The 21,709-nt window shown below is 45.3% G+C and carries 18 protein-coding genes and 2 tRNA genes; 12 read left to right on the top strand and 8 right to left on the bottom strand.

The window, feature by feature from the left end; translation table 11 throughout:
• Positions 1-160: 160 nt before the first annotated feature.
• Positions 161-3,355: a glycosyltransferase family 117 protein gene (locus H8S64_RS19725; protein WP_186978406.1), complete on the bottom strand. Its 3,195-nt coding sequence runs from the start codon at positions 3,353-3,355 to the stop codon at positions 161-163.
• 185 nt (positions 3,356-3,540) lie between these two features.
• Here H8S64_RS19725 and H8S64_RS19720 point away from each other — a divergent pair.
• The 3 genes from H8S64_RS19720 (at position 3,541) to H8S64_RS19710 (ending at position 4,720) form a co-directional block, all read left to right on the top strand.
• A tRNA-Gln gene (locus tag H8S64_RS19720) sits at positions 3,541-3,611 on the top strand.
• Positions 3,612-3,675: 64 nt separating this feature from the next.
• Positions 3,676-3,759: transfer RNA gene (locus H8S64_RS19715), tRNA-Leu, on the top strand.
• Positions 3,760-3,988: 229 nt separating this feature from the next.
• Positions 3,989-4,720: a lipocalin-like domain-containing protein gene (locus tag H8S64_RS19710; RefSeq protein ID WP_186978405.1), complete on the top strand. Its 732-nt coding sequence runs from the start codon at positions 3,989-3,991 to the stop codon at positions 4,718-4,720.
• 66 nt (positions 4,721-4,786) lie between these two features.
• On the opposite strand, the gene H8S64_RS19705 is transcribed toward H8S64_RS19710, so the two are convergent.
• Entirely contained in the window at positions 4,787-5,143 is a 357-nt protein-coding gene (locus tag H8S64_RS19705; RefSeq protein WP_255469638.1) for a hypothetical protein, read from the bottom strand.
• 52 nt (positions 5,144-5,195) lie between these two features.
• On the opposite strand from H8S64_RS19705, the gene H8S64_RS19700 reads away from it, so the two are divergent.
• Complete coding sequence (locus tag H8S64_RS19700; RefSeq protein WP_186978404.1) at positions 5,196-5,345, top strand: hypothetical protein; 150 nt, start codon at positions 5,196-5,198, stop codon at positions 5,343-5,345.
• A gap of 82 nt (positions 5,346-5,427) precedes the next feature.
• Entirely contained in the window at positions 5,428-7,389 is a 1,962-nt protein-coding gene (locus H8S64_RS19695) for an LruC domain-containing protein (RefSeq protein ID WP_186978403.1), read from the top strand.
• A gap of 51 nt (positions 7,390-7,440) precedes the next feature.
• Here the strand turns inward: H8S64_RS19695 and H8S64_RS19690 are convergent, their stop codons facing one another.
• Entirely contained in the window at positions 7,441-7,647 is a 207-nt protein-coding gene (locus tag H8S64_RS19690; RefSeq protein ID WP_099293806.1) for an RNA-binding S4 domain-containing protein, read from the bottom strand.
• A 160-nt stretch (positions 7,648-7,807) separates the two neighbouring features.
• On the opposite strand from H8S64_RS19690, the gene H8S64_RS19685 reads away from it, so the two are divergent.
• Entirely contained in the window at positions 7,808-9,262 is a 1,455-nt protein-coding gene (locus H8S64_RS19685; RefSeq protein WP_186978402.1) for an OmpP1/FadL family transporter, read from the top strand.
• 109 nt (positions 9,263-9,371) lie between these two features.
• On the top strand, positions 9,372-10,670 hold the full coding sequence (locus H8S64_RS19680; RefSeq protein WP_186978401.1) for an NAD(P)/FAD-dependent oxidoreductase: 1,299 nt from the start codon (positions 9,372-9,374) through the stop codon (positions 10,668-10,670).
• An 18-nt stretch (positions 10,671-10,688) separates the two neighbouring features.
• Here H8S64_RS19680 and H8S64_RS19675 read toward each other — a convergent pair whose 3' ends face one another.
• Positions 10,689-11,198: a bacterioferritin gene (locus H8S64_RS19675; RefSeq protein ID WP_099293800.1), complete on the bottom strand. Its 510-nt coding sequence runs from the start codon at positions 11,196-11,198 to the stop codon at positions 10,689-10,691.
• A gap of 120 nt (positions 11,199-11,318) precedes the next feature.
• Between H8S64_RS19675 and H8S64_RS19670 the strand changes: the two genes are divergently transcribed.
• Complete coding sequence (locus H8S64_RS19670) at positions 11,319-13,502, top strand: B12-binding domain-containing radical SAM protein (protein WP_186978400.1); 2,184 nt, start codon at positions 11,319-11,321, stop codon at positions 13,500-13,502.
• A 114-nt stretch (positions 13,503-13,616) separates the two neighbouring features.
• Entirely contained in the window at positions 13,617-14,117 is a 501-nt protein-coding gene (fldA, locus tag H8S64_RS19665) for a flavodoxin FldA (protein ID WP_186978399.1), read from the top strand.
• Positions 14,118-14,198: 81 nt separating this feature from the next.
• On the opposite strand, the gene H8S64_RS19660 is transcribed toward fldA, so the two are convergent.
• The 4 genes from H8S64_RS19660 to H8S64_RS19645 form a co-directional block, all read right to left on the bottom strand.
• Positions 14,199-16,103: an AAA domain-containing protein gene (locus H8S64_RS19660; RefSeq protein ID WP_186978398.1), complete on the bottom strand. Its 1,905-nt coding sequence runs from the start codon at positions 16,101-16,103 to the stop codon at positions 14,199-14,201.
• Between the two features lie 10 nt (positions 16,104-16,113).
• The gene (gene map, locus H8S64_RS19655; RefSeq protein WP_186978397.1) at positions 16,114-16,953 is read right to left on the bottom strand and encodes a type I methionyl aminopeptidase; all 840 of its coding nucleotides are present in this window, start codon (positions 16,951-16,953) and stop codon (positions 16,114-16,116) included.
• 58 nt (positions 16,954-17,011) lie between these two features.
• Complete coding sequence (locus H8S64_RS19650) at positions 17,012-17,716, bottom strand: L,D-transpeptidase family protein (RefSeq protein ID WP_218014309.1); 705 nt, start codon at positions 17,714-17,716, stop codon at positions 17,012-17,014.
• A 169-nt stretch (positions 17,717-17,885) separates the two neighbouring features.
• On the bottom strand, positions 17,886-18,764 hold the full coding sequence (locus H8S64_RS19645; RefSeq protein WP_099293794.1) for a Cbp1 family collagen-binding glycoprotein adhesin: 879 nt from the start codon (positions 18,762-18,764) through the stop codon (positions 17,886-17,888).
• 242 nt (positions 18,765-19,006) lie between these two features.
• On the opposite strand from H8S64_RS19645, the gene H8S64_RS19640 reads away from it, so the two are divergent.
• From H8S64_RS19640 to H8S64_RS19630, 3 genes are all read left to right on the top strand, one after another.
• Positions 19,007-19,816, top strand: a complete 810-nt coding sequence (locus H8S64_RS19640) for an AraC family transcriptional regulator (RefSeq protein WP_186978395.1) — start codon at positions 19,007-19,009, stop codon at positions 19,814-19,816.
• A gap of 74 nt (positions 19,817-19,890) precedes the next feature.
• Positions 19,891-20,298, top strand: a complete 408-nt coding sequence (locus H8S64_RS19635) for a pyridoxamine 5'-phosphate oxidase family protein (RefSeq protein ID WP_186978394.1) — start codon at positions 19,891-19,893, stop codon at positions 20,296-20,298.
• A 347-nt stretch (positions 20,299-20,645) separates the two neighbouring features.
• The gene (locus tag H8S64_RS19630) at positions 20,646-21,503 is read left to right on the top strand and encodes an AraC family transcriptional regulator (protein WP_186978393.1); all 858 of its coding nucleotides are present in this window, start codon (positions 20,646-20,648) and stop codon (positions 21,501-21,503) included.
• The last annotated feature ends 206 nt before the right edge of the window (positions 21,504-21,709 follow it).

Raw genomic sequence — 21,709 nt, 5'->3', positions numbered from 1 at the left:
TCTGTAAGGTCCATAAGGTCGAAAGTCCATGGATCCTGCGGGCGCTTTACTATAACGGCAATTTTATTGCCGTTGATATAGTCCGAAGGACACCCGTGACCTTATAGACCTTATGGACTTTATAGACTTTCGACTGATAAAAAGGGGAATTTTCCCCTTTTTATTGTTTATTCATTTTACTGTCTATCGGGAAGTTTTTATTCACCCGGTTACTGGTGATCGGTTTCCCGGTCAGCGTGTTCTCCACCATGGTTTGTACTTCCTGCGCGAAATCTTCCTCGCCGCTGCTTCTTGCCCATCCGATCAACATTTGCAGTATCTGCATGCTGTTCCGTTCGTCCCGGTTAAGCATTTGCCTGCGGTTGGCGGATAGAGATTGGATATATCTTAACGTTTGAGCGTTATCCAGTGCCAAAGCCCATGCCAGATCGTTTGCTTTCTCGTTTTCTCCCGCTGTGTAATAGATCGGGATATAATAGATCAAGAAATAATCTGCCGGAACTTGGTAAAGCGGAATTTCTTCCAGTGATTTATCCAGTACCTTGACGGCTTCCTGCATCTTCGAGGAGTCTACGATTTCACTTATCGTGGAGTCGCCGAGTACCGTACTTTCGTTTACGGCTTCTTCCACCAGTTTCTGGGCAAGACGCAAGAAAGTATTCCGGTATTTCATCACGGCAATGGTATTGTCGTGGAAATGGTCGATATTTACTTTCGGGTCATTGATATTTCCCCAGACAAACTTATTCATCAAATTGTCATACAACACGTTCGAGTTGATGCGACCGAACTCGTAATATGCATCCTTGTTTTCCGTCTTGATCGGTACCACGCGGTAGCCGGCACCTTCCAGCTGGAAGTATTTGTCAAAGCCCATGTAGCTGTCCTGTCCCATGCCGATACCGAAATATACAGGCCGTTCCCAGTTATTGGCAGCCAGAATGTCGAGTACCATGAGTTGGGATTTATTCAGTGAGTTGCCTGTCAGCTTGATTTCCACCCTGTCCACGATCTCGTCTGCATCTTCCGGTTGCACGGTTCCGTTGGCGAGAACTTTCTCTTTGTCCACGGGGAGATACAGGCTCCGGGTGGGGATATAATTCAACGGTTCGCCTTGATAGCGGTTCGTCTTGTATTCCGCGCCGTCCTGACCGACGAAATTCATTACTTCGGCGATGCTGAACGGCTTGTCGGTTCTCTCTTCGATAGCCACGAAGTCGCGTACTCCGTAATGATATTGGTCTTTCGTGAAAGAGATTGGTACCCCCGGTGATTCGTAGGCTTTTCGTTTCATCTGGTCGATATACCAGTCCCCGGCAAGTAAACTCAAATTCACGATGCGCACGTCCCGGCGGAAGCCTTCCACCTCTTGGGCGTACCACAACGGGAAGGTGTCATTGTCCCCGTAAGTGAACAGTATGGCGTTCGGGGCGCAGGTGCTTAAGTAGTTTTTGGCATGCGCGATCACCGCGTAACGTCCGCTGCGGTCATGGTCGTCCCAGTTTTGCGCCGCCATGTTCACCGGTACGGCGAACAGGCAAACTGCCGTTACCGCAATGGCAGCTTTGCGGGAATCCATTCTCTTTTGGAGAAGTTCCCAAAGGTAGAGTACCCCGAATCCTACCCAGATGGCAAATGCGTAGAATGAGCCGGCGTAAGCGTAATCCCGTTCACGCGGTTGATAAGGATATTGGTTCAAGTAAAGCACGATGGCGATACCCGTGAGGAAGAAGAGCAGCATAACCACCCAGAAGTCTTTCTTTCCCTGTTTTCCCCGCTGGTACTGGTAGAACATACCCAGTAACCCGAGGATAAAAGGAAGCATGTAATATTTGTTGTTTGCCTTGTCGTGCTTCAACGTGTCGGGCATCATGCTTTGATCGCCGACCAGCATATTGTCGACGAAAGGAATGCCCGTGATCCAGTTCCCGTAACGGAAATCACCGTGTCCTTGGATATCATTTTGTCTTCCGGAGAAGTTCCACATGAAATACCTCAGGTACATGTGCCCGAGCTGATAACGGAACATGAATTTCAAATTTTGCCCGAAAGTCGGTTTTTGACGGTTTTGTCCGTCTACCGAGTACGTGGGGCCGGCGGGTAATCCCACCCATTCGATGTAGGACTGCGGGTCACGCGCGGTACTGTACATACGCGGCAGGATGGTACAAAAATGAGGATCGTATTTCACCTCGGTCTTGTGTCCCACGACATCGTATTTCCCGGTTTTCTCGTTCTGGTAATAGATCGGACCGCCTTCTTCCACGGCAATGACCGGGGCGTTGTAATAAGGTCCGTAGATCAACGGTTCCTGCCCGTACTGGTCGCGGCTTATATAAGAAAGGAGCGCGAACACGTTATCCGGGCTGTTCTCGTCGATGGGAGGGTTGCTGACCGACCGGATAACCACCATGGCGTAGGAGGAGTAGCCGATCAACATGACCACGAAACAGGTCAGGATCGTGTTGACGATCGTGTGATTGTGTTTCAACGTGTAATATATACCGTAAGCAAGTCCGCCGATCAGAAGGATAGCGTAGACAGCTACACCCGTGTTGAAAGGTAGCCCCATGCTGTTGACGAACAGCAGTTCGAACCATCCGCCGATAATGATCACGTACGGGATCACACCCCACAGGATAGTCCCGAGGATCACGCAGGATAAAGCGGCAGCTTTGATCACACCCCATTTAGTTGTTTCGTATTTCTTGAAATAGTAGATAAACACGATGGCGGGAATTACCAGCAAGTTCAACAAGTGAACCCCGATGGAAAGCCCGATCATGTAAGCGATGAATACCAGCCAGCGATTGGCGTACGGTTGGAACGCCACGTTCTCCCATTTCAGGATCGCCCAGAACACGACAGCCGTGAACAGGGACGACATGGCATATACCTCGCCTTCCACGGCGGAGAACCAGAACGTGTCCGAGAACGTGTAGCATAGCGCACCGATCAGACCCGCACCCATGATAGCGTACAATTGTCCCATGGTACATTCTTCATCTTTTTTAATCACCACTTTCTTGGCCAGATGCGTGATTGTCCAGAACAGGAACAGTATCGTGAAGCCCGAACATAACGCCGACATGATATTGATCATGTAAGCCTGTGTTTCCGGGGACGGGGCAAAAATGGCGAACAGTCGCGAAACAATCATAAAGAAAGGTGCCCCGGGAGGGTGTCCTACTTGTAATCCGACTGACGTTGTGATGAACTCGCCGCAGTCCCATAAACTGGCTGTCGGTTCTACCGTGAGAATGTAAGTGATACTGGCTATCACGAACGCCACCCATCCGGTGACATTATTGATCAACCTGTAACTTAACGTGGGGTGATTTTTAATGTTGCACATGCTTCTCCTTCTTTGAATTTATATTTCTTATTAGTAATCAAGGATATCCTAAATTTGTTCCTTTTCAACCGCACGAAAATAGCAATTTTCTTTTAATTTTTCCGCATTTTGTTTTGGTGAAATGAAAAATTGCTATACATTTGCAGCGTCAAAAAACAAAATACTTGTTGAATTGACATGACGATTGTCCCATTGTGTAATGGTAGCACAGCAGATTTTGGTTCTGTCAGTCAAGGTTCGAATCCTTGTGGGACAACAAAAAAGAGAAGCCTTGCAGCAGGGAGTTGCAAGGTTTTTTGTCCGAAGTTCTTAGATACAATGCCCAGGTGGTGGAATCGGTAGACACGCTAGTTTCAGGGACTAGTGGCCGTACGGCTGTGCAAGTTCGAGTCTTGTTCTGGGTACAGAAAAACGCTTGATGGTGATAAACTGTCAAGCGTTTTTTATATCTCGAGCATGGTTCTCGTCCGAGAATACTGTTTTAACTTAAAAAGCGACAAGAGATTGAAATGTCTGCGAAATAGTATAAAATATGAATAGTTTCTTGTATTTTCTATTGGAAGGGGAAATTTAAAATATATCTTTGAAACGTTTATACAAATAAACGGAAGGTGTAATTAAATTTTAATCGGAATGAAAAAGTTAATGTGGATGGTAGTGTTCGCGCTGGCATGTGTTGCGTGTAGCAAAGATGATGATGATTTATCCGTGGGCGAGCTCGTGGGTAAATGGAGTATTTACGAGTTTGAAGAAAACGGAGAAACTGAGCCTGCGGACTTGGACACGGAGTTAAGTTACTGGGAATTCAAAAGTGGTGGAGGTTGTGAGGAGTATGATTATTACATGAACAGAACGAGTAAAGGAACTTACTCGTTGGAAGGAGACGTGATTACCGTTACTTATGGGAAAGAAGCCTCTTTCGTGAAAGTGATCGAGATGCACAAGGATCGGGCTGTCGTGGAGATGGAAGAAGAGGGTGAGACATACATTGCCAGATTGCAGAGAACGGACAATGAACCGATGTTGTATCTGGAACCTGTACTTGATTTTGGAGCCTCGGCTTCCCAAATAAAGGCAAAGGAAAGAAGGGACTTTAAGAGGGAGTCCGGTGGAACTTTGCTCTACGAGGGTTCAAATTACGCCGAGGATTATATGGGCTATATGTTTGAGAATGGAAAGCTGGAAAGTGCCGCGGTAAATTTGAAACTTTCGACTCCGGTGGAAGACGTCGAGAGTTTTTTGAGTGGCAAGTATAAAAAGATAGGTGAAAGTGAGGGAATATTTTACTGGGGGAATGATAAGGTTATGCTCGGCTTGGCTGTGAAAACATCCGGGTATATGATTATTTATATGGCGAAAGAATAGACGGCGTTATTCCATGACTTTAAAAAGTGACTGTTTGAAAACAAGTTTTTTTAACAGTCACTTTTTTTATATGCGGCTTCCCGCGTCCTTGTATTTCTTGTAGCGTTTTGTCTTACCTGTGGTGAAATCGACGAGTTCCACCCACTCGAAGGGTTCGTCTTCATCCTCCTCGTCGCCGTACAGGAGTTTGTTGCGTTCGTTGCACATGTAGGCGTATTCCTGCAACATTCCGGTGATCAGCGCATAGCTGCTGTCGAGAGTTTGCTCGTGCGTGTAGCCGAGGGCTTCTTTCACGTTTACCAGAAACATGAAGCTGCTCACGGGTTTATCCAGCTTTCCATGTTTTTTCGGGCGGCTATGATCTCCGCCTCGGTCATCGGGCTCATGTTCTTTAGCGTCTGATAGATTTGTAGAAATAGACACTAGAATCCGTCTAAAAGAGAAAGTCACTGATCAGGATACGACGAAGGTTAAGTTGACTACCGGTGAAAAAAGAGGTCTGGAGCAAAATACAAGTGTCGATGAGGTCAAAAAGAGTGGAATCGGGAGTTGGGTGTGGATCGTGTGGGGTGGCGTCGTGATAGCTGTCGTGTTGGTTGTGTATCGTGTACGTCTAATGGTTTGAATAAAAATACTTTGTCGCGATAAATATAAAATGAGAAATATGTCGTATATTTGTATTGAAATATGACTAAATAGGATTGATTATGAATTTTAGAATGGCGTTTGTTTGGGGAATTATTGCCTCGTTGTTTTTATTGGCGGGATGCGTTGATAAGGATTTGTCGAAAAAAGAGGCTCCTGAAGGTTCCGGTGATTATTTTGATTTCCGTACGGCAAATAAATTGACGGCAGGGGTGAAGTATGATATACCGAAAGGGTACGAGGTGTTTTTTGAGGCCTATGCGGAGTATCCCGTGGATACGATAAATGGGAGGACGGTGAAAAAAGAAAATCTGAAACCGTTATTCAGAGGGTTCACGGATGAAAATGGCGAGTATTCGGAGACGGTTCAAGTACCAACTTACGTGAATGAGATTTATTTATATTCGGCGAGTATAGCCGTGCCTATGGTGAAGACGTTGGAGGTTTCAAGAGGAAAAAGTATGGTATCCCGGGCGGGAGAGGACGGGTACGTGCATTCGACTTATCCGGCAGGCATGAAAGTGATAGATGGTATGACTTGGAATGATAAAGGTGTTCCTTCCAATCTGGGCGGAAAAAAGGATATTTCGGCAGACGGTTTAATCATGTTGAATGCGACGTTGAAGATGGATGATTCAAACGTGAGTGATTATATCGTGAAAAATAGTGAGGCGAACTTGAACGTGATAAAGGATGGGGCAACGGTGGATATCGTGGTTATCAATAATTCCGGGAATACCCGTACGAATACGGTCGGATATTATTATTACCCGACAAATAACCCGCCACAGACAGCGGAAGAAGTGCAGAGAATTATCCTTTTCCCGAATGCAACATTCCCCGAAAAAGGTGGTTTGCAGTTGGGAGATAACGTGCGGCTTAAATATTGGGATGAGGTAAAGCAGGAGTGGAGTGAAACTTTCCCGGCGGGAGTGACGATCGGGTGGTTTATTCTGGCGGGAGGATACGACGCTAATAATCATACGGTAGTGGATGTTGCACGCGGACGTTCTATCGGGTTCTCGAATACAAGTTTGAATACAGAACAACGCAGCCACACGATTATCGTGCGTGATCCCAATACAAAAGTGCGTTACGTGGGACTTGAGGATCAGAATTTTAATTCATCACCCGTGTATCGTGATTTTATTTTTTCCATTGACGCGGATGATGACCACGTGGAATATAATGACGGAAGTATGCCGGACGGTAAGGATATGACGGATACAGATAATGATGGAGTCCCGGATGTGGATGATGAATTCCCGAATGACGGGAGCGTGGTATATTCCATGACTTACGAGGGAACTTTGGCTTATGAAGATATTTGGCCGTATCAAGGCGATTATGATATGAATGATATGGTGGTTGAATATCGTATAAAGCATTTTTTGAATAAAGGTAATTTGTTGGTTCGGGTAGAGGACTCGTGGACAGTGAAAAATGTCGGGGCACAATTGCAGAGTGGTTTCGGGTATCAGTACGGGTTTAGAAAGTATAAAGTTGGTAGTATGAGTGTTGAAACCACTTACCCGGGGCAATCTCATTTCGCTAAGGACGCGAAAGGACTTGAGAGTGCACAACCGAATGATGCCACGATTATTTTATTTGACAGTGCTTTGGATGTGATAAATGCCCCGGAGGATCAGAGAACGTTCACGGTAAAGATGACATTGAATGTGCCCACGAAGACGAATGAACTGGAGTTACCTCCTTATAATCCTTTTATTATCGTGAATACGAACGAGGGACGGGGGCACGAAGTGCATTTGCCGAATTACAAACCGACCGATTTGATGGACACGAAATTGTTGCATTACGGGCATGATTTGTCTGATCCGGAGAAAGGAATTTATTTTGTTTCGGATAATAATTTCCCTTTCGCGATACATATTATTAACGAATCGTTAGATTTGAAGAGTAAAGACGAGGGAAAGAGAATTGATGTGATTTACCCGCAATTTTCGAAATGGGCGTCATCGTTCGGGGAAGAAAATAAAGAGTGGTACAAACATAAAAAATGATTGTTTTGAGTATATCGAGGGAGTCGACTGTTTTTACAGTCGGCTTCTTTGTTATATCACTTTAATGCTTTGTCCGAGGGCGGTGATGATTTCGCCTTTCGTTATTTTTGCCCGTTTACGGGATTCCGGTTCACCGTTGCGAGTGACTTCTCCGTTTTCGACAAGAATCTTTGCCATCGCGCCGCTTTCGGCTACGCGGGTGGCTTTCAGTAATTTTATTAATTCAATGTATTCGGTGTCTATTTCAAAGGTTATCATGGCATATAGATTTTGGGTACAAAGGTAACCAATTTTTATTGCATACCGTAAAGTAGAAACAACTTGAGGAGGCGAATGTTATTTTTGTGCCTTTAATTTTAAAAATAACTATCTTTTATTTTATAGAAGAATAGTAGAGTAATAATGTAAAGTAGATTGTATGAAGAAATTAGTCGTATTGGTAATGACTTGTATGTTGAGCCTGTCGGTTTTTGCCGAGGGATATCAAGTAAATTTGTTGAGCACGAAACAGACCGGAATGGGACACGTGGGCGTCGGGATGAAGTTGGGGGCAGAGAGTATGCATTTCAATCCGGCAGGGCTGGTGTTCTTGAAAACAAATATGGATTTTTCACTTGGAATTTCAGCCGTGATGGCAAAAGCGAAATATAGTAATGCGGGATATTCCGCTAAAACGGATAACCCGGTGAGTACGCCATTATACGCTTACGCGGGATTTAAGATATATGATAATCTGGCAGCGGGTATCAGTTTGACGACTCCTTACGGGAGTTCCTTGAAATGGCCGAAGCATTGGGAAGGTGCGTCGTTGATTCAGGATATTAGTTTAAAGTCCTATGTAATACAACCCACGCTTTCATATAAGATCACGGATAAGTTGAGTGTCGGTGTCGGTTTGCAATTGGCTTGGGGTAACGTGAATCTTTCCCGCGGATTAATGAGTGTGAAGGATTTTCAAGGCTTGGGGAATACGATGGAAGAAAAATTAGGTTCGCTTTTGCCTCATCTTCCTATTTCCGAAACAGAAAAGGAGGCTATACAAAATATGATAGGTTTAATGAAAAATACGACTGTACCGCCGGCTTATGCTCGTTTAGAGGGGAACGCCCATATGAGGGTAGGCTTTAACGTGGGTATCATGTATGATATTTGTGATAAGGTGACGGTAGGGTTGTCTTATCGTTCAAAGATTAAGATGCGGGTAAAAGAGGGAGATGCTGAATTAACCTATTCCAACCGGAATATTGAAAATATGTTCGGACAGATGGAGTTGTTACTTTCCAAGTATGGTGAGATGTTGGCAGGAGCGGGTGTTGATATACCCAATATTTCGATCCCGAAATATGATCAAGGTTCTTTTCACGCGGAATTGCCTTTACCTTCCAACACTACACTCGGTGTAAGTTATCGTCCCACGGATCGTTGGGAGTTAGCGTTGGATCTGCAATTGGTAGGTTGGAACGCGTATGATTCTTTAAATGTTTATTTTAACGAGGCTGAATTAGGAATTAAACCGATCAAGGCGGAAAAAAATTACAAAACGACGATGACCTATCGAATTGGAGCGAGCTATAAAGCAACAGAGCGATTGGATCTTCGAGCAGGAATTTATTATGACCAAAGTCCGATTCGTAAAAACTTTTACAATCCGGAAACTCCCGGAATGAATAAATTGGGTTTTTCCGCCGGGTTGACTTTTGAACCATATAAGAATTTGCAAATAGATTTGGCATTTTTGTATATACAAGGTTTCAGTAAGAACGCGAAATATTCCTATGAAAATGTGGTTACGCCGGGGGTAATAGATACGTTTGGTGGAAAGTATAAATCCACGGCATTTACTCCTTCCATTGGATTGGCTTACCGGTTTTAATAAGTTATAAAGTTCATAAGGTTTATAAATCTTATGAACTTTATAAACCAAAATATAACGCAACGTTTCTTCGCATCTATTCGTACAACTGTGAAAATAAGTTGTAATTATGGATGCAATTAGTAATATCCCGGATCAGGGAACAAAGAAACGGGTTGTGATCGTGGGTGGAGGTTTCGGAGGGTTGAAATTGGCTCGTAAATTGAATGATCGTGATTTTCAAGTGGTGTTGTTGGATAAAAACAATTATCATCTTTTTCAGCCTTTATTGTACCAAGTGGCTACTTCGGGGATTGAGCCCAGTGCGATTTCTTTTCCTTTCCGGAAGATATTCAAGTATCGTCATGATTTCCACATTCGGATGTGCACGGTAGAGAAAGTGGTTTCGGAAAAGAATTGTATAGAAACATCAATAGGTAAGATTTCTTATGATTATCTGGTGATAGCCACGGGTGCAGGTACAAATTTCTTTGGAGACTCGACTTTGGCGGATCGGACGATGCAGTTGAAAACAACGTCGGATGCTTTGTTCAATCGTAACCGGGTGATCGAGAGTTTCGAGAAAGCGTTGAATAGTGCGGATGATGATACTCGTAAACGGTGGTTGACATTCGTTATTGTTGGGGGTGGGGCTACCGGTATCGAGCTTGCCGGGGCGTTGGCGGAGATGAAGAAGTTTATGCTCCCGAAAGACTATCCGGAATTGAATTGGGATGAGATGAGGATTCTTTTGGTAGACGGGGGTGAGCGTTTGTTGAACGCTTTTTCGGAAAAGTCCTCGTTGGAGGTTGCCCGTAGTCTGTCAAGTATGCACGTGGAGATTTTGTTGAAAAAGTTGGTAAAGGAGTATGACGGGGAGAAGTTGACCTTTGTTGACGGGCAGCAGATCGTGACAAATAATGTCTTTTGGGTAGCCGGAGTAAAGGCGAATAGTTTGCTGGGACTGCCGCGAGAAGTTTACGGGCGGGGAAATCGATTGCTAGTGGATGAGTTTAATCGGGTAAAGGGAATGGCAGATGTGTTTGCGTTGGGCGATACGGCATTGATGGTTACCACGGATTATCCCAACGGACACCCTCAAGTGGTGCAACCCTCGATACAGCAAGCCGGTTTGCTGGCAAATAATTTACGAAGTATGATCAAGGGCAAACCTCTTCGTCCTTTTAAATACAAGAATAAAGGTTCTATGGCTACAATCGGGAGAAACGATGCCGTGGCGGAATTATCCAAGGTGCGTTTCCGGGGATTCTTCGCTTGGCTGTTGTGGTTGTTGGTTCACTTGATGAGTATCGTCGGGGTGAAGAACCGTCTTTTTATTCTGATCAACTGGATGTGGAGTTACGTTACTTACGATCAGTCTTTGAGGATTCTGATAAAACCGGAGATAAAGAAAAGCGACCCGTTCTGAGTCGCTTTTTCTTATAAGTTATTCTCCCTTGGGAGCAGTCCCAGTAGCCACACTTTTACTGCGTTCAACGGATTGTAAAGCCAAATAGTTAGCCCCGAATTTCTCAAGGTTGTCCAATTCTGTTTCGTATTGGTCTTGATGAACTTCTTCCTCGGCTACCAAAGCTTCAAATAATTTCTTTGATACGGCATCAGCGTTTTCAGCGCATTCTTTTGCCCAAGCGTTATAATCGTTCACGCTGCCGACTTCCATGGCGGTAGCGAGTTCCAGCATCTCTTTGGGTTCGTGGATTTTCTTCACGTCGCCGGAAACTTTCATTTCAACTTCCCCTTTCAAGAACAGGATACGCTCGGCAAGTTGCTCCACGTGCATCATTTCTTGAATGGCGGTACGTTTGAAAAGACCGGATAATAAGTCATACCCCATATCATCGCAACGGAAATGGAAATACATGTACTGGTGTACAGCAAGCAATTCATCGCCTACCGCCCTGTTTAGTAGTTCGATACTTTTTTCTTTTTTACTCATGATAGTCAAAATTGTTAGTTATTTTTATTGTTTGCCAAATTATAAAAAAAATGTGATACATCCTAAATTTTGGCTTAGAATAAAAAAAGCGTACATTTGTTTAAGTATAAAATGATGATTATGAATAATTCTTCCCCGGTGTTGTTAGTGACACCTCCGTTCACGCAATTGAACACGCCATATCCCTCGATGATGTACTTGAAAGGTTTCCTGAACACGAGGGGAATCCCGACCGCACAGGTTGATTTGAGTCTGGAGGTTATTTTGGGTATATTTTCTTCCCGGGGATTGACGGAACTTTTCGAGAAGGCGGGGGAACAGTCTTTATCAAACAATGGAAAGCGGATTTATGCTTTGAGGAAAGAGTATACCCGCACGATTGATGCGGTGATTGCTTTTTTACAAGGGAAGAACCGCACGTTGGCTTATTCGATATGTGAAGAAAGTTTTTTGCCGAGAGCGGGGAGATTCGGGCAGACGGAGGATATGGAATGGGCATTCGGGATGATGGGGATGGAAGATAAAGCCCGCTATCTGGCGACGCTATATCTGGAAGACTTGTCGGATTTCTTGAAAGAATCCGTGGACGGAAATTTCGGATTCAGCCGTTATGCCGAGCATTTGGGACGTTCGGCTTCATCGTTTGATGAGTTGGCTGCCGAGCTGGCAAAGCCGTTGAGTTTCACGGATAGATATCTCACGGGATTGCTGACCGAGAAAATGGAGGCTTATCACCCGGATATCGTGGCGGTGACTATTCCTTTTCCGGGGAATTTGTACAGTGCTTTGCGATGCGGGGAATGGATTAAAAAGCATTATCCCGGGGTGACGGTTGCCATGGGAGGCGGTTTTGCCAACACGGAATTGCGTTCGCTGACAGATGCCCGTTTCTTCGCGTATACCGATTATTTATTGTTGGATGACGGGGAGTTGCCGATTTCACGTTTGATTGAACACGTGCGGGGAGGGTTGGACGAGAGCGGGTTGGTGCGTACGTTTATGTTACAGGACGGGAGTGTGGTGTATCACGACGATGTTGCGGCGGCGATTATTCCTCAAAGGGAAGTCGGGATTCCCGATTATTCGGGGTTGTTGCTCGATCGGTATATTTCCGTGATCGAGATAATTAACCCGATGCATAAGTTATGGAGTGACGGGAGATGGAATAAATTGACATTGGCTCACGGGTGTTATTGGGGAAAGTGTAGCTTTTGCGACGGTACGTTGGACTATATCCGACGCTACGAACCGAACGAGGTGAAAACTATCGTGGACAGGATGGAGAGAATGACGGAACAGACGGGGGAGGGCGGTTTTCATTTCGTGGACGAGGCGGCACCTCCTATGTTGTTGCGGGAAATGGCATTGGAGATATTGAGGCGGCGTTTGACTGTCGTGTGGTGGGGGAATATCCGTTTCGAGCGGGCTTTCACGGCGGATTTATGCAGGTTATTGAAGGCATCGGGCTGTATCGCCGTGTCGGGCGGGGTTGAAGTGGCATCCGAACGGGTGTTGGCATTGATCAATAAAGGTGTGACATTGCCTCAATTGATACGGACGACGGATCATTTTACACGAGCCGGAATTATGGTGCATACTTATTTGATGTACGGTTTCCCCTCGGAGACCGCGAGAGAAACGGTCGATTCGCTGGAAGTCGTGCGGCAGATGTTTGAGCGTGGGTTGATTCAATCCGGTTTCTGGCATCGTTTTGCCATGACGGCGCATAGCCCGGTCGGACAGGCACCGGGGCTTTTCGGTACACGGGTGACGGAACCGCCTTTCGGTGGGTTTGCCCGCAATGATGTGGCTTTCGAGGATTTGGAGGGAGGTGATCATGAACGGTTGGGTGACGGTTTGAGTCGTTCTTTATATAATTATATGCGAGGCGTGGGGTTTGATTTACCCTTGCAGAAATGGTTTGATTTTAAAATTCCTGTTTCAAGTGTATCGCCTCGTTTCGTGGAACAGCAAATGGAGGCGAGCGAATCTGTGGAGAATTTATATCCTCGGCGTTTGTATTGGATCGGGGGAGAGGTCGAGTTCGGTGCGGAGATCGTGAAAAAGGGGAAAATCGTGTTGACGCTCCATGACACTACGCGGGATATTCATTTGAAGATAAAAAAAGAAACTGCCGTTTTTCTGCATGATATCTTTTCCCGGATAAGTGCGGATGTTGGAGAGCCTTATTTGCTGAAAGATTTTTGTTGGGATTACGAAACGGCTATTCACGAGGATTTCCTGCCGTTTTGGTATGGTAAGGAAATGCAAGTGCTTCGGGAATACGGGTTGCTTTTGCTTTAAAACGGATAACTACCGCTATGTAGGGATAGTGCCGGTAAAATTTAGCTATTTATAGGGATTTCACGGGGTTGTGGAAGGGGGTATCTTTGTCATGAACAAAAAAGAAAGATGAAGATGAAAACGATAGGAATATTTTATGGCTCCACGACCGGGGCAACAGAAGGAGTTGCGAAAGCGATTGCTTCTCGCTTGGGTACAACAAATGTGTTTAACGTGGGTAACACGAAAGTGGACGAAGTGGATAAATATGATGTTTTGTTGTTGGGTAGTTCAACTTGGGGAATCGGTGAGTTGCAGGATGATTGGGGTGTTTTTCTCGATAAGTTGAAAGGTAAGAATTTGTCCGGCAAGATGGTTGCGATATTCGGTTGCGGGGACGGTATGTCGTTTGGTGGTTCTTTCTGTGATGCAATCGGAATCATTTACAATGAACTTCAAGGGACAGGATGTGAGTTTATCGGTAGCGTGGATGCTGACGGGTATAGTTATGATGATTCTGGCGCGTGCGTGGACGGTCGTTTCGTGGGATTACCGTTGGACGAGGCGAACGAGTCCGAGTTGACAGATAAAAGAATAGATACTTGGGTTAGTAATTTAAAACAAGTGATTTGTTGAGTCTAGTTGTTGTTGTTGAATTAGAGGGCTGATTTCCACGGCCCTCTTTTTGTTTGGAATTATTGAAGTTGGGGTGTCAATTTATAGATTGATTATTTTCCCTCTCTCCCCGATATATTCATACAATGCTTTGTAGAAAGCGTGGCGGGTGAGGGTTGGGGCATCGCCGAGTATGATAAGTTTCACGCGGGCCCGGGTGATAGCGACATTCATGCGACGCAGGTCATTGAGAAATCCGATATTGCCGTCTTCGTTGGCACGGACGAGGCTGATGAGAATGACATCCCGTTCTTGACCTTGGAAACCGTCGACGGTGTGAATGGTAATAAGGCTTTTCAAGGGATGAAAGAAACGGTTGTGCTTGATGAGTTGGCGGATGTATTGCACTTGCACCCGGTATGGAGAGATTAGTCCGAAGTCAATTCTTTCGTCTAAAACTCGTTCTATCCCGATTTTCTCGATATACTCTTGTAATTGTTGTACCAATAATTCTGCCTCCGGCTTGTTGATGCGCCCGAAGGTTTCGTTTACACGGTCTTCCGAAAGTTCGAGTCGTGCCGTGTCGAACCACTCGACGGGGGTGTCGAACTCGAGGATATTGCGGTGGCTCACCTCGGGAGCGGCTTGCAGGCGTCCCCGGTAGAACCATTTTGACGGGAAATGCATGATGTCCTCGTGCATCCGGTATTGGATTTCGAGCATGGAAACAGTTTCCGGTTTCCGTCGGGAAATTTTTTGTATCAAAGTCCGGTCTAATCCGCCTCGTGCCGCCTCGATACATTTGATCGTGGGCGGGAGTTGGTAATGATCTCCGGCAAATACGACCCGGTTGGCTTTGGTGATAGCTATCCAGCAAGCGGCTTCGAGGGCTTGTGCCGCCTCGTCGATAAAAAGGGTGGAAAATGTTTTCCCGTTCAATATCTTGTTTGCGGAACCTACCAGAGTGCAGGCTATCACGCGGGCTTCCCCGAAGAGTTGGGCGTCGATTTTGATTTCCAGTTCAATGGCTTGATCACGCAGGCGATTTAAGCGGGAGCGTTCCGATTCTTTTTTGTTTCCTTTCAAGCGTTTGACTCGAGCTATTGCTTCCCGTATGGCACTTCGGACGGAGCGTAACGTCGGGTAGGAGGGGTGTGATTCGAACCGGCGTTCGTACGTGAACGCGAGCATTTTGTCGTTTACCCGTGTCGGGTTACCGATTCGCATGACGTTTACCCCCCGGTCTACTAACTTCTCGGCTATCCAGTCTACTGCCGTGTTGCTTTGGGCGCATACCAGTACTTGGTTTTCCCGACGCAGTGTTTCGTACACGGCTTCTACTAGGGTTGTCGTTTTGCCCGTTCCGGGGGGACCGTGTACGACTGCAACTTCCTTGGCACGGAGTACCCGATTGACCGCTTTTTCCTGCGAAGGGTTCAGCCACATGAGGCGTGTCGGGAGAATTTCCCGTTGTTGCGGGGTGATGCCGCCGAGAAGTACTTCCCGCAAGTGTGCCAAACGGTTGTTCTTTGCTTCCATGACTTCGGTCAACGCGGCAAACATGGTCTTGTATGAAGTACCGTCGAAATACAATTGAACGCCCAATTCGCGGGCGTTTTGTACGTCCAGCAAGGCATCGGGATGAGGCAACGCGACCAGCATCGTGTTCTCGTGCACGTAGCTGATAGTTGCCGAGAAATTGAAATAGCGTAATTGCCCGGCATCGTCAAACTTGAAAAAGCAAACCGGACGACCGTATTCGAAATTGTGTTCCGTTTCGTCATTCTCGTCACGATTGATCTCAACGACCAACTGGTTTAACGAGTTGTAGTAGCTTCGTCTGGGGGCTACCGGGTACCAACACACACCTTGCCGGATACGTTTCGGTATTCCGGCTCGTTGGGTTTGTTGATAAAACATCTCCTTCTCGCATTCGTATTCCTGTTGCAATAACTTGTATTGCCGGAGTAAGTCGACGAGCGGGGAGTCTATCTGTTCGGAAGCCATGTGTAGGAGCTTACCATGTTAATATTTCTATTCCCGTTTCGGTGATCAAGACGGTATTTTCCCATTGGGCGGACGGTTGTTCGTCTTCGGTAATGACTGTCCAATCGTTCTCCTCGTCTATGAATATATCCGCTTTTCCCATGTTAATCATGGGTTCAATGGTAAAAATCATGCCGGGTACGAGGAGCATTCCCGTGCCTTTGCGTCCCACGTGTTCCACTTCGGGTATCTCGTGGAATTTCAGTCCTACCCCGTGCCCGCAAAATTCCCGTACCACGGTATAACCGTTGTTTTCGGCGTGGGCTTGGATGACGGCACCGATGTCACCGAGGAATCCCCATGGTTTGGTAGCCTCGATTCCTCTTTCAAGACATTCTTTCGTGACTTGCACTAGGCGCTGTTTGGCTTCCGAAACGTTGCCAATCATGAACATACGGGAGGCGTCGGAAAAGTAACCGTTATAGATGGTGGAAACATCGACGTTGATAATATCCCCGTCGCGCAGAATTACGTCTTTGCTCGGGATGCCGTGGCAAACTTCCTCGTTGATCGAGGTGCACACGCTTTTGGGAAATCCCTCGTAATTCAACGGTGCCGGGATAGCCCCGTGTGCCACGGTGAAATCGTAGACCAGCGTGTTGATGTCTTCGGTGGACATTCCCTCGTGGATATGTGCCGCCACGTGGTCAAGCACGGCGGTATTGATCTTGGCACTCTCCCGGATACCTTCTATCTGTTCTGCATTTTTAATGATTTTCCGGGGAGGAATGACGTGTCCCTGACGACGATAGTATTTCAGTTTTTCCTCGATTTCCGGGGAAAGTTTTTGTTCGTTCTTGTTAAATAGCATATTGCTTTCTCCTTTTTGTAATTGCACGCTAAGGTAGTGATTTTAAGGATAGGTTATTCTATTTCGCGAATAGATAATTACCAAGGCGGTCGACGGAAACATTCAATTCTTTTAAGTCTTTGATAAACAGATCGTGTCCGGAACGCAGATTGTCCCAGAAGTCAAGCAAGTCGGGATACGCTTTGTAGGTTTCCCTGTATCGCACCACGTTCTTGTCCGAGAATTTGAAAGGGAATATATAGACGGGGATATTCTTTTGCCCGTTCTGACGTGCCTGCACGGCGTACAGGTATATCTCTTTAATATGATTATCGGTCATCGGGAGACATCCGATCGTGACACAATTGCCGTGAATGCAAATACTTCCCCCGAGGTTTGATGCTTTGCTCTTCAGTCTGTCCGACCGGTTCGGGTAGTTTATCATCAGTGAAAGGTGGTAATTGCTGGCAGGGTTGAAATGGCTGATGTGATAGAAGCCTTCCGGTACTTGGAGATCACCTTGGCGGCGTTTAGGGCCTAAGCGACCGGAGCGGGCGCAGATGCGATAGGTCGTGATTTTCTTGTACACGGAGTCTTTAGGTGCTTTAGCGTAGACCGTCAAGCTCTCTTCCTGTTTATAAGCCGTGATAAGGATATGTATATTGTCAAACGATAACCCTGCATCTTGTAATCGTTGTCTTAACAAAGTTTCTTTTTCTTGGTAAGCATTCCGCACGCGGGGATATTTTTTTTGTTGCTTCACGAAATCTGGTTCGTTTTCCATAAACAAGCATAATGAGATGAGAAGGAGCATTTTCATAGTCTTTTCTTTTCGTGTCGTGTACAAAGTTCTGAAAAAATACGAGAAGATGCAAATAAAAAAAAGATGCCCCGGAGAATCCGGAGCACCTTGCCTGTGTGTGTTGTGTGTATATGAGTGTGTGAATTTGAAGTTACTCGTTAATCATCACTACCAAGTATTTGGTTTGTTTCCAGAATGCACTCGGGTTGCTGATTTTCAAGGTTTGCATACCGTCGTTTCCCTCTTCCACGGCGTATGAATCGCTTGGGTGAACGGAAAGGATTTTTGCTTTCTTGGAGTTCAACGCTATCGTGGTCAACTCGCGCATATCACCGTCCACGAATGCAGCGTTTTGTGCTTGGGTGGATACGATTGGCGGGCAAAAGATTCCTTGCCGTGTGATCACGTTGGCATCTCTCAGGTTTTTTCTGGAACCTAACAAGTAGTGAACGGTGTTCATCGTTTGATCCTGTTGAGAGATCGTTTCTTTTTGTGAGGTTGATTCTTGTTGCAGGTTCTCCACGTTTTGATTCAATTCTGCAATTTGTTTCGTTTTGATACCCAGTTCTTTCTCTCTTGCGGCGAGAACTTGGTTGAGTTCGTTGAGTTTTTGGTCGCGGATAGCCAATTCTTCGTTCAGTCCGGCGATCAATTTCTTGAATTGTGCCGATTGGCTTTTGTTGGATTTTTCCAACTTGGCTATTTGAGTCTTGTAACCTTCAATAGCATCCGCCAAGGCTTGCACGTCGTTCTTTAAAGCGGTGATTTGTGCTTTGCTCTTGTTACTCTTGCTGTCGCTTTGTGCTTCAACAGCAAGAATATGTTCCGCTTCCCGGATAGATTGCATTCCGGCTGAAATGTCATTCAGATCGGTCAGTAATTTCTCCATTTCATCGCCTTGAGTGTTGCTGATGGCTTGTAGTGAATCAATTTTCGCTAACGCTGATTTATATTTTTGTGAACTTTCCACGCAACTGCCCAGAAAAGCGATAGAAAACAGACTAATCGTTAAAAAGATAAACGTTCTCATAGTTTTTTTGTTTTTGATGTTTTATTCTATGTCTTAAATAAAACAACTGGTATGCCATTGTATTTTATTATATTTAAATGGCTGATATACAGCGAATGTGTCGATTCGTGATATTGTGGAATATGGGGAATTAATTGCCTCACGTGTGGAATTTCTCCCCAGTATTGGCGTGGAATCATGTGGATAGTCCGGATTTTTTTGTGTAGATTTGTTTTTGGAGAAACCGATATATAGACCAACCGATGTATAAAGAATATCAGCCTCATGAAATATTGGCACCCTATATAGATAAGTATTGGGTGATGGAGGGTACGTTAGAGCCGGAGGAGCGCATTAAAATTTTGCCGGACGGGTGTACTGATTTTATATTTAATCTGGATGAGTCGGCTAACTTGGCAGATCAAAACGGGATGAAGATAGGAGGTATGCAGGCTTATTTTGTCGGTCCCATGCGGGCGTATTCCGAATTGCAGGTTTGTTCCGAGATGATACACTTGATCGGGGTGAGGTTTACTCCCTGTGGGTTGACCGTTTTCACGAAGATTCCCATGAGTGAGTTTACCGATCAGCGGGTGTTTCTACCGGATTTGGATGTTTTGTTTAACGCTGGTTTTGCTGCAATTTTGAGGGAGAAGAACACCTTGAAGGAACGTTTGCTGATAATCGAGAGATATTTGTTGTTTTGTTTACGTTATTCCGGGGAGGTGGATAAGCAGGTGGCGCGGGCGGTCGGGTTGATGCATCAAGCGGATGGAAAAATTCCCGTGCGGGAACTCATGGAGCAAGTTTGTTTGTGTCAACGGCATTTTGAACGTCGTTTTAAGCACGCGACCGGGTATACCCCGAAAGAATATACCCGTATCGTGAGATTTCGCCGCACCATGGATGTGTTGCGTCAAGTAACTCGTGACAATCTTTTCTCCGTGGCGATAGATTGTGGTTATTATGATCAGTCGCATCTGGTAAAAGAATTCAAGCGATTGTCCGGAAGTCCGCCTTCCGTGTTTGCCTCTTTGCCGAAAGGTATTCCGATTACATATTTAGACGGGTAAAAGTCGATTTTTTACAAGAGCTTAGAGTGTTCCCTCTCTTATATTTGCAAGTATAATTTTTAAATGTATTGAAAATGGAAGAATTTAAACGTAAGGCGGAATTATTGTTGGAACAGTGTGATAGCGTGGTGCTGGCATCCGTGGACGAGAATGGTTATCCCCGTCCGGTACCCATGTCCAAGGTGAAAAACGAGGGAATTACCACGATCTGGTTCTCGACGGGAACCTATTCCGAGAAAACAAAACATTTTGAGGTGAACCCGAAAGCGGGAGTATGTTTCCAGAAGGAAATCAATAGTGTCGTGCTGACCGGAGATATCGAGGTTGTTACCGACAAGGCAGAGAAAGACGCGTTATGGCAGGATTGGTTTATCCAGCATTTCCCCGGCGGAAAGGATGACCCCACTTATTGCGTGTTGAAGTTTACGGCAAAGCGGGCTACTTATTGGCTTGATTTTAAGTTCGAACACGCTGAACTGTAGACAAACTAAACGAATTGGAGGGTAAAAGGCATCATTTCCCACGGGTGCCTTTTATTTATAAAAGGTATAAAATACATTTGATTGAGAATAGAATTTTTGGAAAATCTGTTTATAATCAATGCTTTGACTATGCTGATAGGAGTTTTATGGAAGTGTGATGGGTGTATGATAGAAGTATCACCCAACCAACTTCTTGTATGAGTGAAAGTTCCTTTTAGCTTGTAGTATGAATGGTGAGGGTTTTCCTATTTATTTCTAAAGAATCCGGCTATCGTTTGTAATTTAGCAATCCGGGAAAAGTCCGTCTTGTTTTTGGTGGTTATTTTTGCGTTGAAATACAAAAAACTATGGAACAAAAGTTATCGACAAAGGAGGAATACGTGAAACGGATCAACGTGATCGTGGAGTATATCAACAATCATTTGGGTGAGAATATCGACTTGGGAATCTTGTCTGAGATGTCCGGTTTTTCACCTTGGCATTTCCACCGGATCGTGCGGGCTTTTTTGGGTGAACCGATCGGGGCTTTCATCACGAGGATGCGTGTCGAGACTGCAGCTCGATTATTGCGCTATTCCGAATTACCCGTACAGGATATTGCTTTCCGGGTGGGGTATGACGTTCCCTCGTCGTTATCAAAGAGTTTCAGACTGTTTTATGGTATTTCACCGAATCAATACCGTAAAAATAAAAATTACACGATTATGAAACCTATTGAATTAAGACCGGATTTACCGTTGGAAATAGAGGAAAAAGTACTGGCACCCCAGCAAGTGATTTACGTGCGACTGGCGGGAGCGTATGTTAATCTGGATTATAGCGCCGCGTGGCAACGTTTGTGGAATCACGTGCGGGAGGAGAATCTTTTCGCACCGGAAGTCGGGCATCTTTGTATATATCACGATGATCCGAAAGTGACGGAACCGGATAAGTTACGTACGGATGTATGCTTGGCGTTGCCTCGTGTCGGGAAACCGAAAGGAGAAGTCGGGGTGAAAGAGGTCGCCGGTGGAAAGTATGCCATATTCCGTTACCGGGGACCGTACTCGAATCTTCATGCTGTTTATGACACTATCTATCTGAAATGGATACCCGAAAGGGGATACAAACTGGGGAATACTCCCGGTTTCGAGAAGTATTTGAATCATCCGGATCACGTGAAACCGGAGGATTTGGTGACAGAGGTTTATATCCCGGTGGAATAAGGGTGCGTTGATGAATTTAGAACAGCTGATATCTGTCAATGTCAGCTGTTTTTCTCTAGCTTTTCGATGTTGAATAGAACAACAATCAGGAATATGATCTTTTTCATGGTACCATTTTTAGTTGAATAGTGTAAAGGTTTGAGAAAAATGGTACAAAATCAATTTTTTAGTCGTGAATTTATTCATAAGGAGTGATTTTTGTGAGA

It is taken from the genome of Butyricimonas hominis, assembly GCF_014287455.1.
Classification (GTDB): domain Bacteria; phylum Bacteroidota; class Bacteroidia; order Bacteroidales; family Marinifilaceae; genus Butyricimonas; species Butyricimonas muris.
This window is presented reverse-complemented; position numbering and strand designations above follow the sequence as displayed.

What these genes read in the sequence shown, in the direction of transcription:
- fldA (WP_186978399.1), top strand. Translation starts at nt 13,617, where the DNA reads ATGAAAACGATAGGAATATTTTATGGCTCCACGACCGGGGCAACAGAA.
- H8S64_RS19710 (WP_186978405.1), top strand. Translation starts at nt 3,989, where the DNA reads ATGAAAAAGTTAATGTGGATGGTAGTGTTCGCGCTGGCATGTGTTGCG.
- H8S64_RS19695 (WP_186978403.1), top strand. Translation starts at nt 5,428, where the DNA reads ATGAATTTTAGAATGGCGTTTGTTTGGGGAATTATTGCCTCGTTGTTT.
- H8S64_RS19630 (WP_186978393.1), top strand. Translation starts at nt 20,646, where the DNA reads ATGGAACAAAAGTTATCGACAAAGGAGGAATACGTGAAACGGATCAAC.
- H8S64_RS19660 (WP_186978398.1), bottom strand. Translation starts at nt 16,103, where the DNA reads ATGGCTTCCGAACAGATAGACTCCCCGCTCGTCGACTTACTCCGGCAA.
- H8S64_RS19675 (WP_099293800.1), bottom strand. Translation starts at nt 11,198, where the DNA reads ATGAGTAAAAAAGAAAAAAGTATCGAACTACTAAACAGGGCGGTAGGC.
- H8S64_RS19635 (WP_186978394.1), top strand. Translation starts at nt 19,891, where the DNA reads ATGGAAGAATTTAAACGTAAGGCGGAATTATTGTTGGAACAGTGTGAT.
- map (WP_186978397.1), bottom strand. Translation starts at nt 16,953, where the DNA reads ATGCTATTTAACAAGAACGAACAAAAACTTTCCCCGGAAATCGAGGAA.
- H8S64_RS19650 (WP_218014309.1), bottom strand. Translation starts at nt 17,716, where the DNA reads ATGGAAAACGAACCAGATTTCGTGAAGCAACAAAAAAAATATCCCCGC.
- H8S64_RS19645 (WP_099293794.1), bottom strand. Translation starts at nt 18,764, where the DNA reads ATGAGAACGTTTATCTTTTTAACGATTAGTCTGTTTTCTATCGCTTTT.
- H8S64_RS19670 (WP_186978400.1), top strand. Translation starts at nt 11,319, where the DNA reads ATGAATAATTCTTCCCCGGTGTTGTTAGTGACACCTCCGTTCACGCAA.
- H8S64_RS19690 (WP_099293806.1), bottom strand. Translation starts at nt 7,647, where the DNA reads ATGATAACCTTTGAAATAGACACCGAATACATTGAATTAATAAAATTA.
- H8S64_RS19680 (WP_186978401.1), top strand. Translation starts at nt 9,372, where the DNA reads ATGGATGCAATTAGTAATATCCCGGATCAGGGAACAAAGAAACGGGTT.
- H8S64_RS19725 (WP_186978406.1), bottom strand. Translation starts at nt 3,355, where the DNA reads ATGTGCAACATTAAAAATCACCCCACGTTAAGTTACAGGTTGATCAAT.
- H8S64_RS19685 (WP_186978402.1), top strand. Translation starts at nt 7,808, where the DNA reads ATGAAGAAATTAGTCGTATTGGTAATGACTTGTATGTTGAGCCTGTCG.
- H8S64_RS19640 (WP_186978395.1), top strand. Translation starts at nt 19,007, where the DNA reads ATGTATAAAGAATATCAGCCTCATGAAATATTGGCACCCTATATAGAT.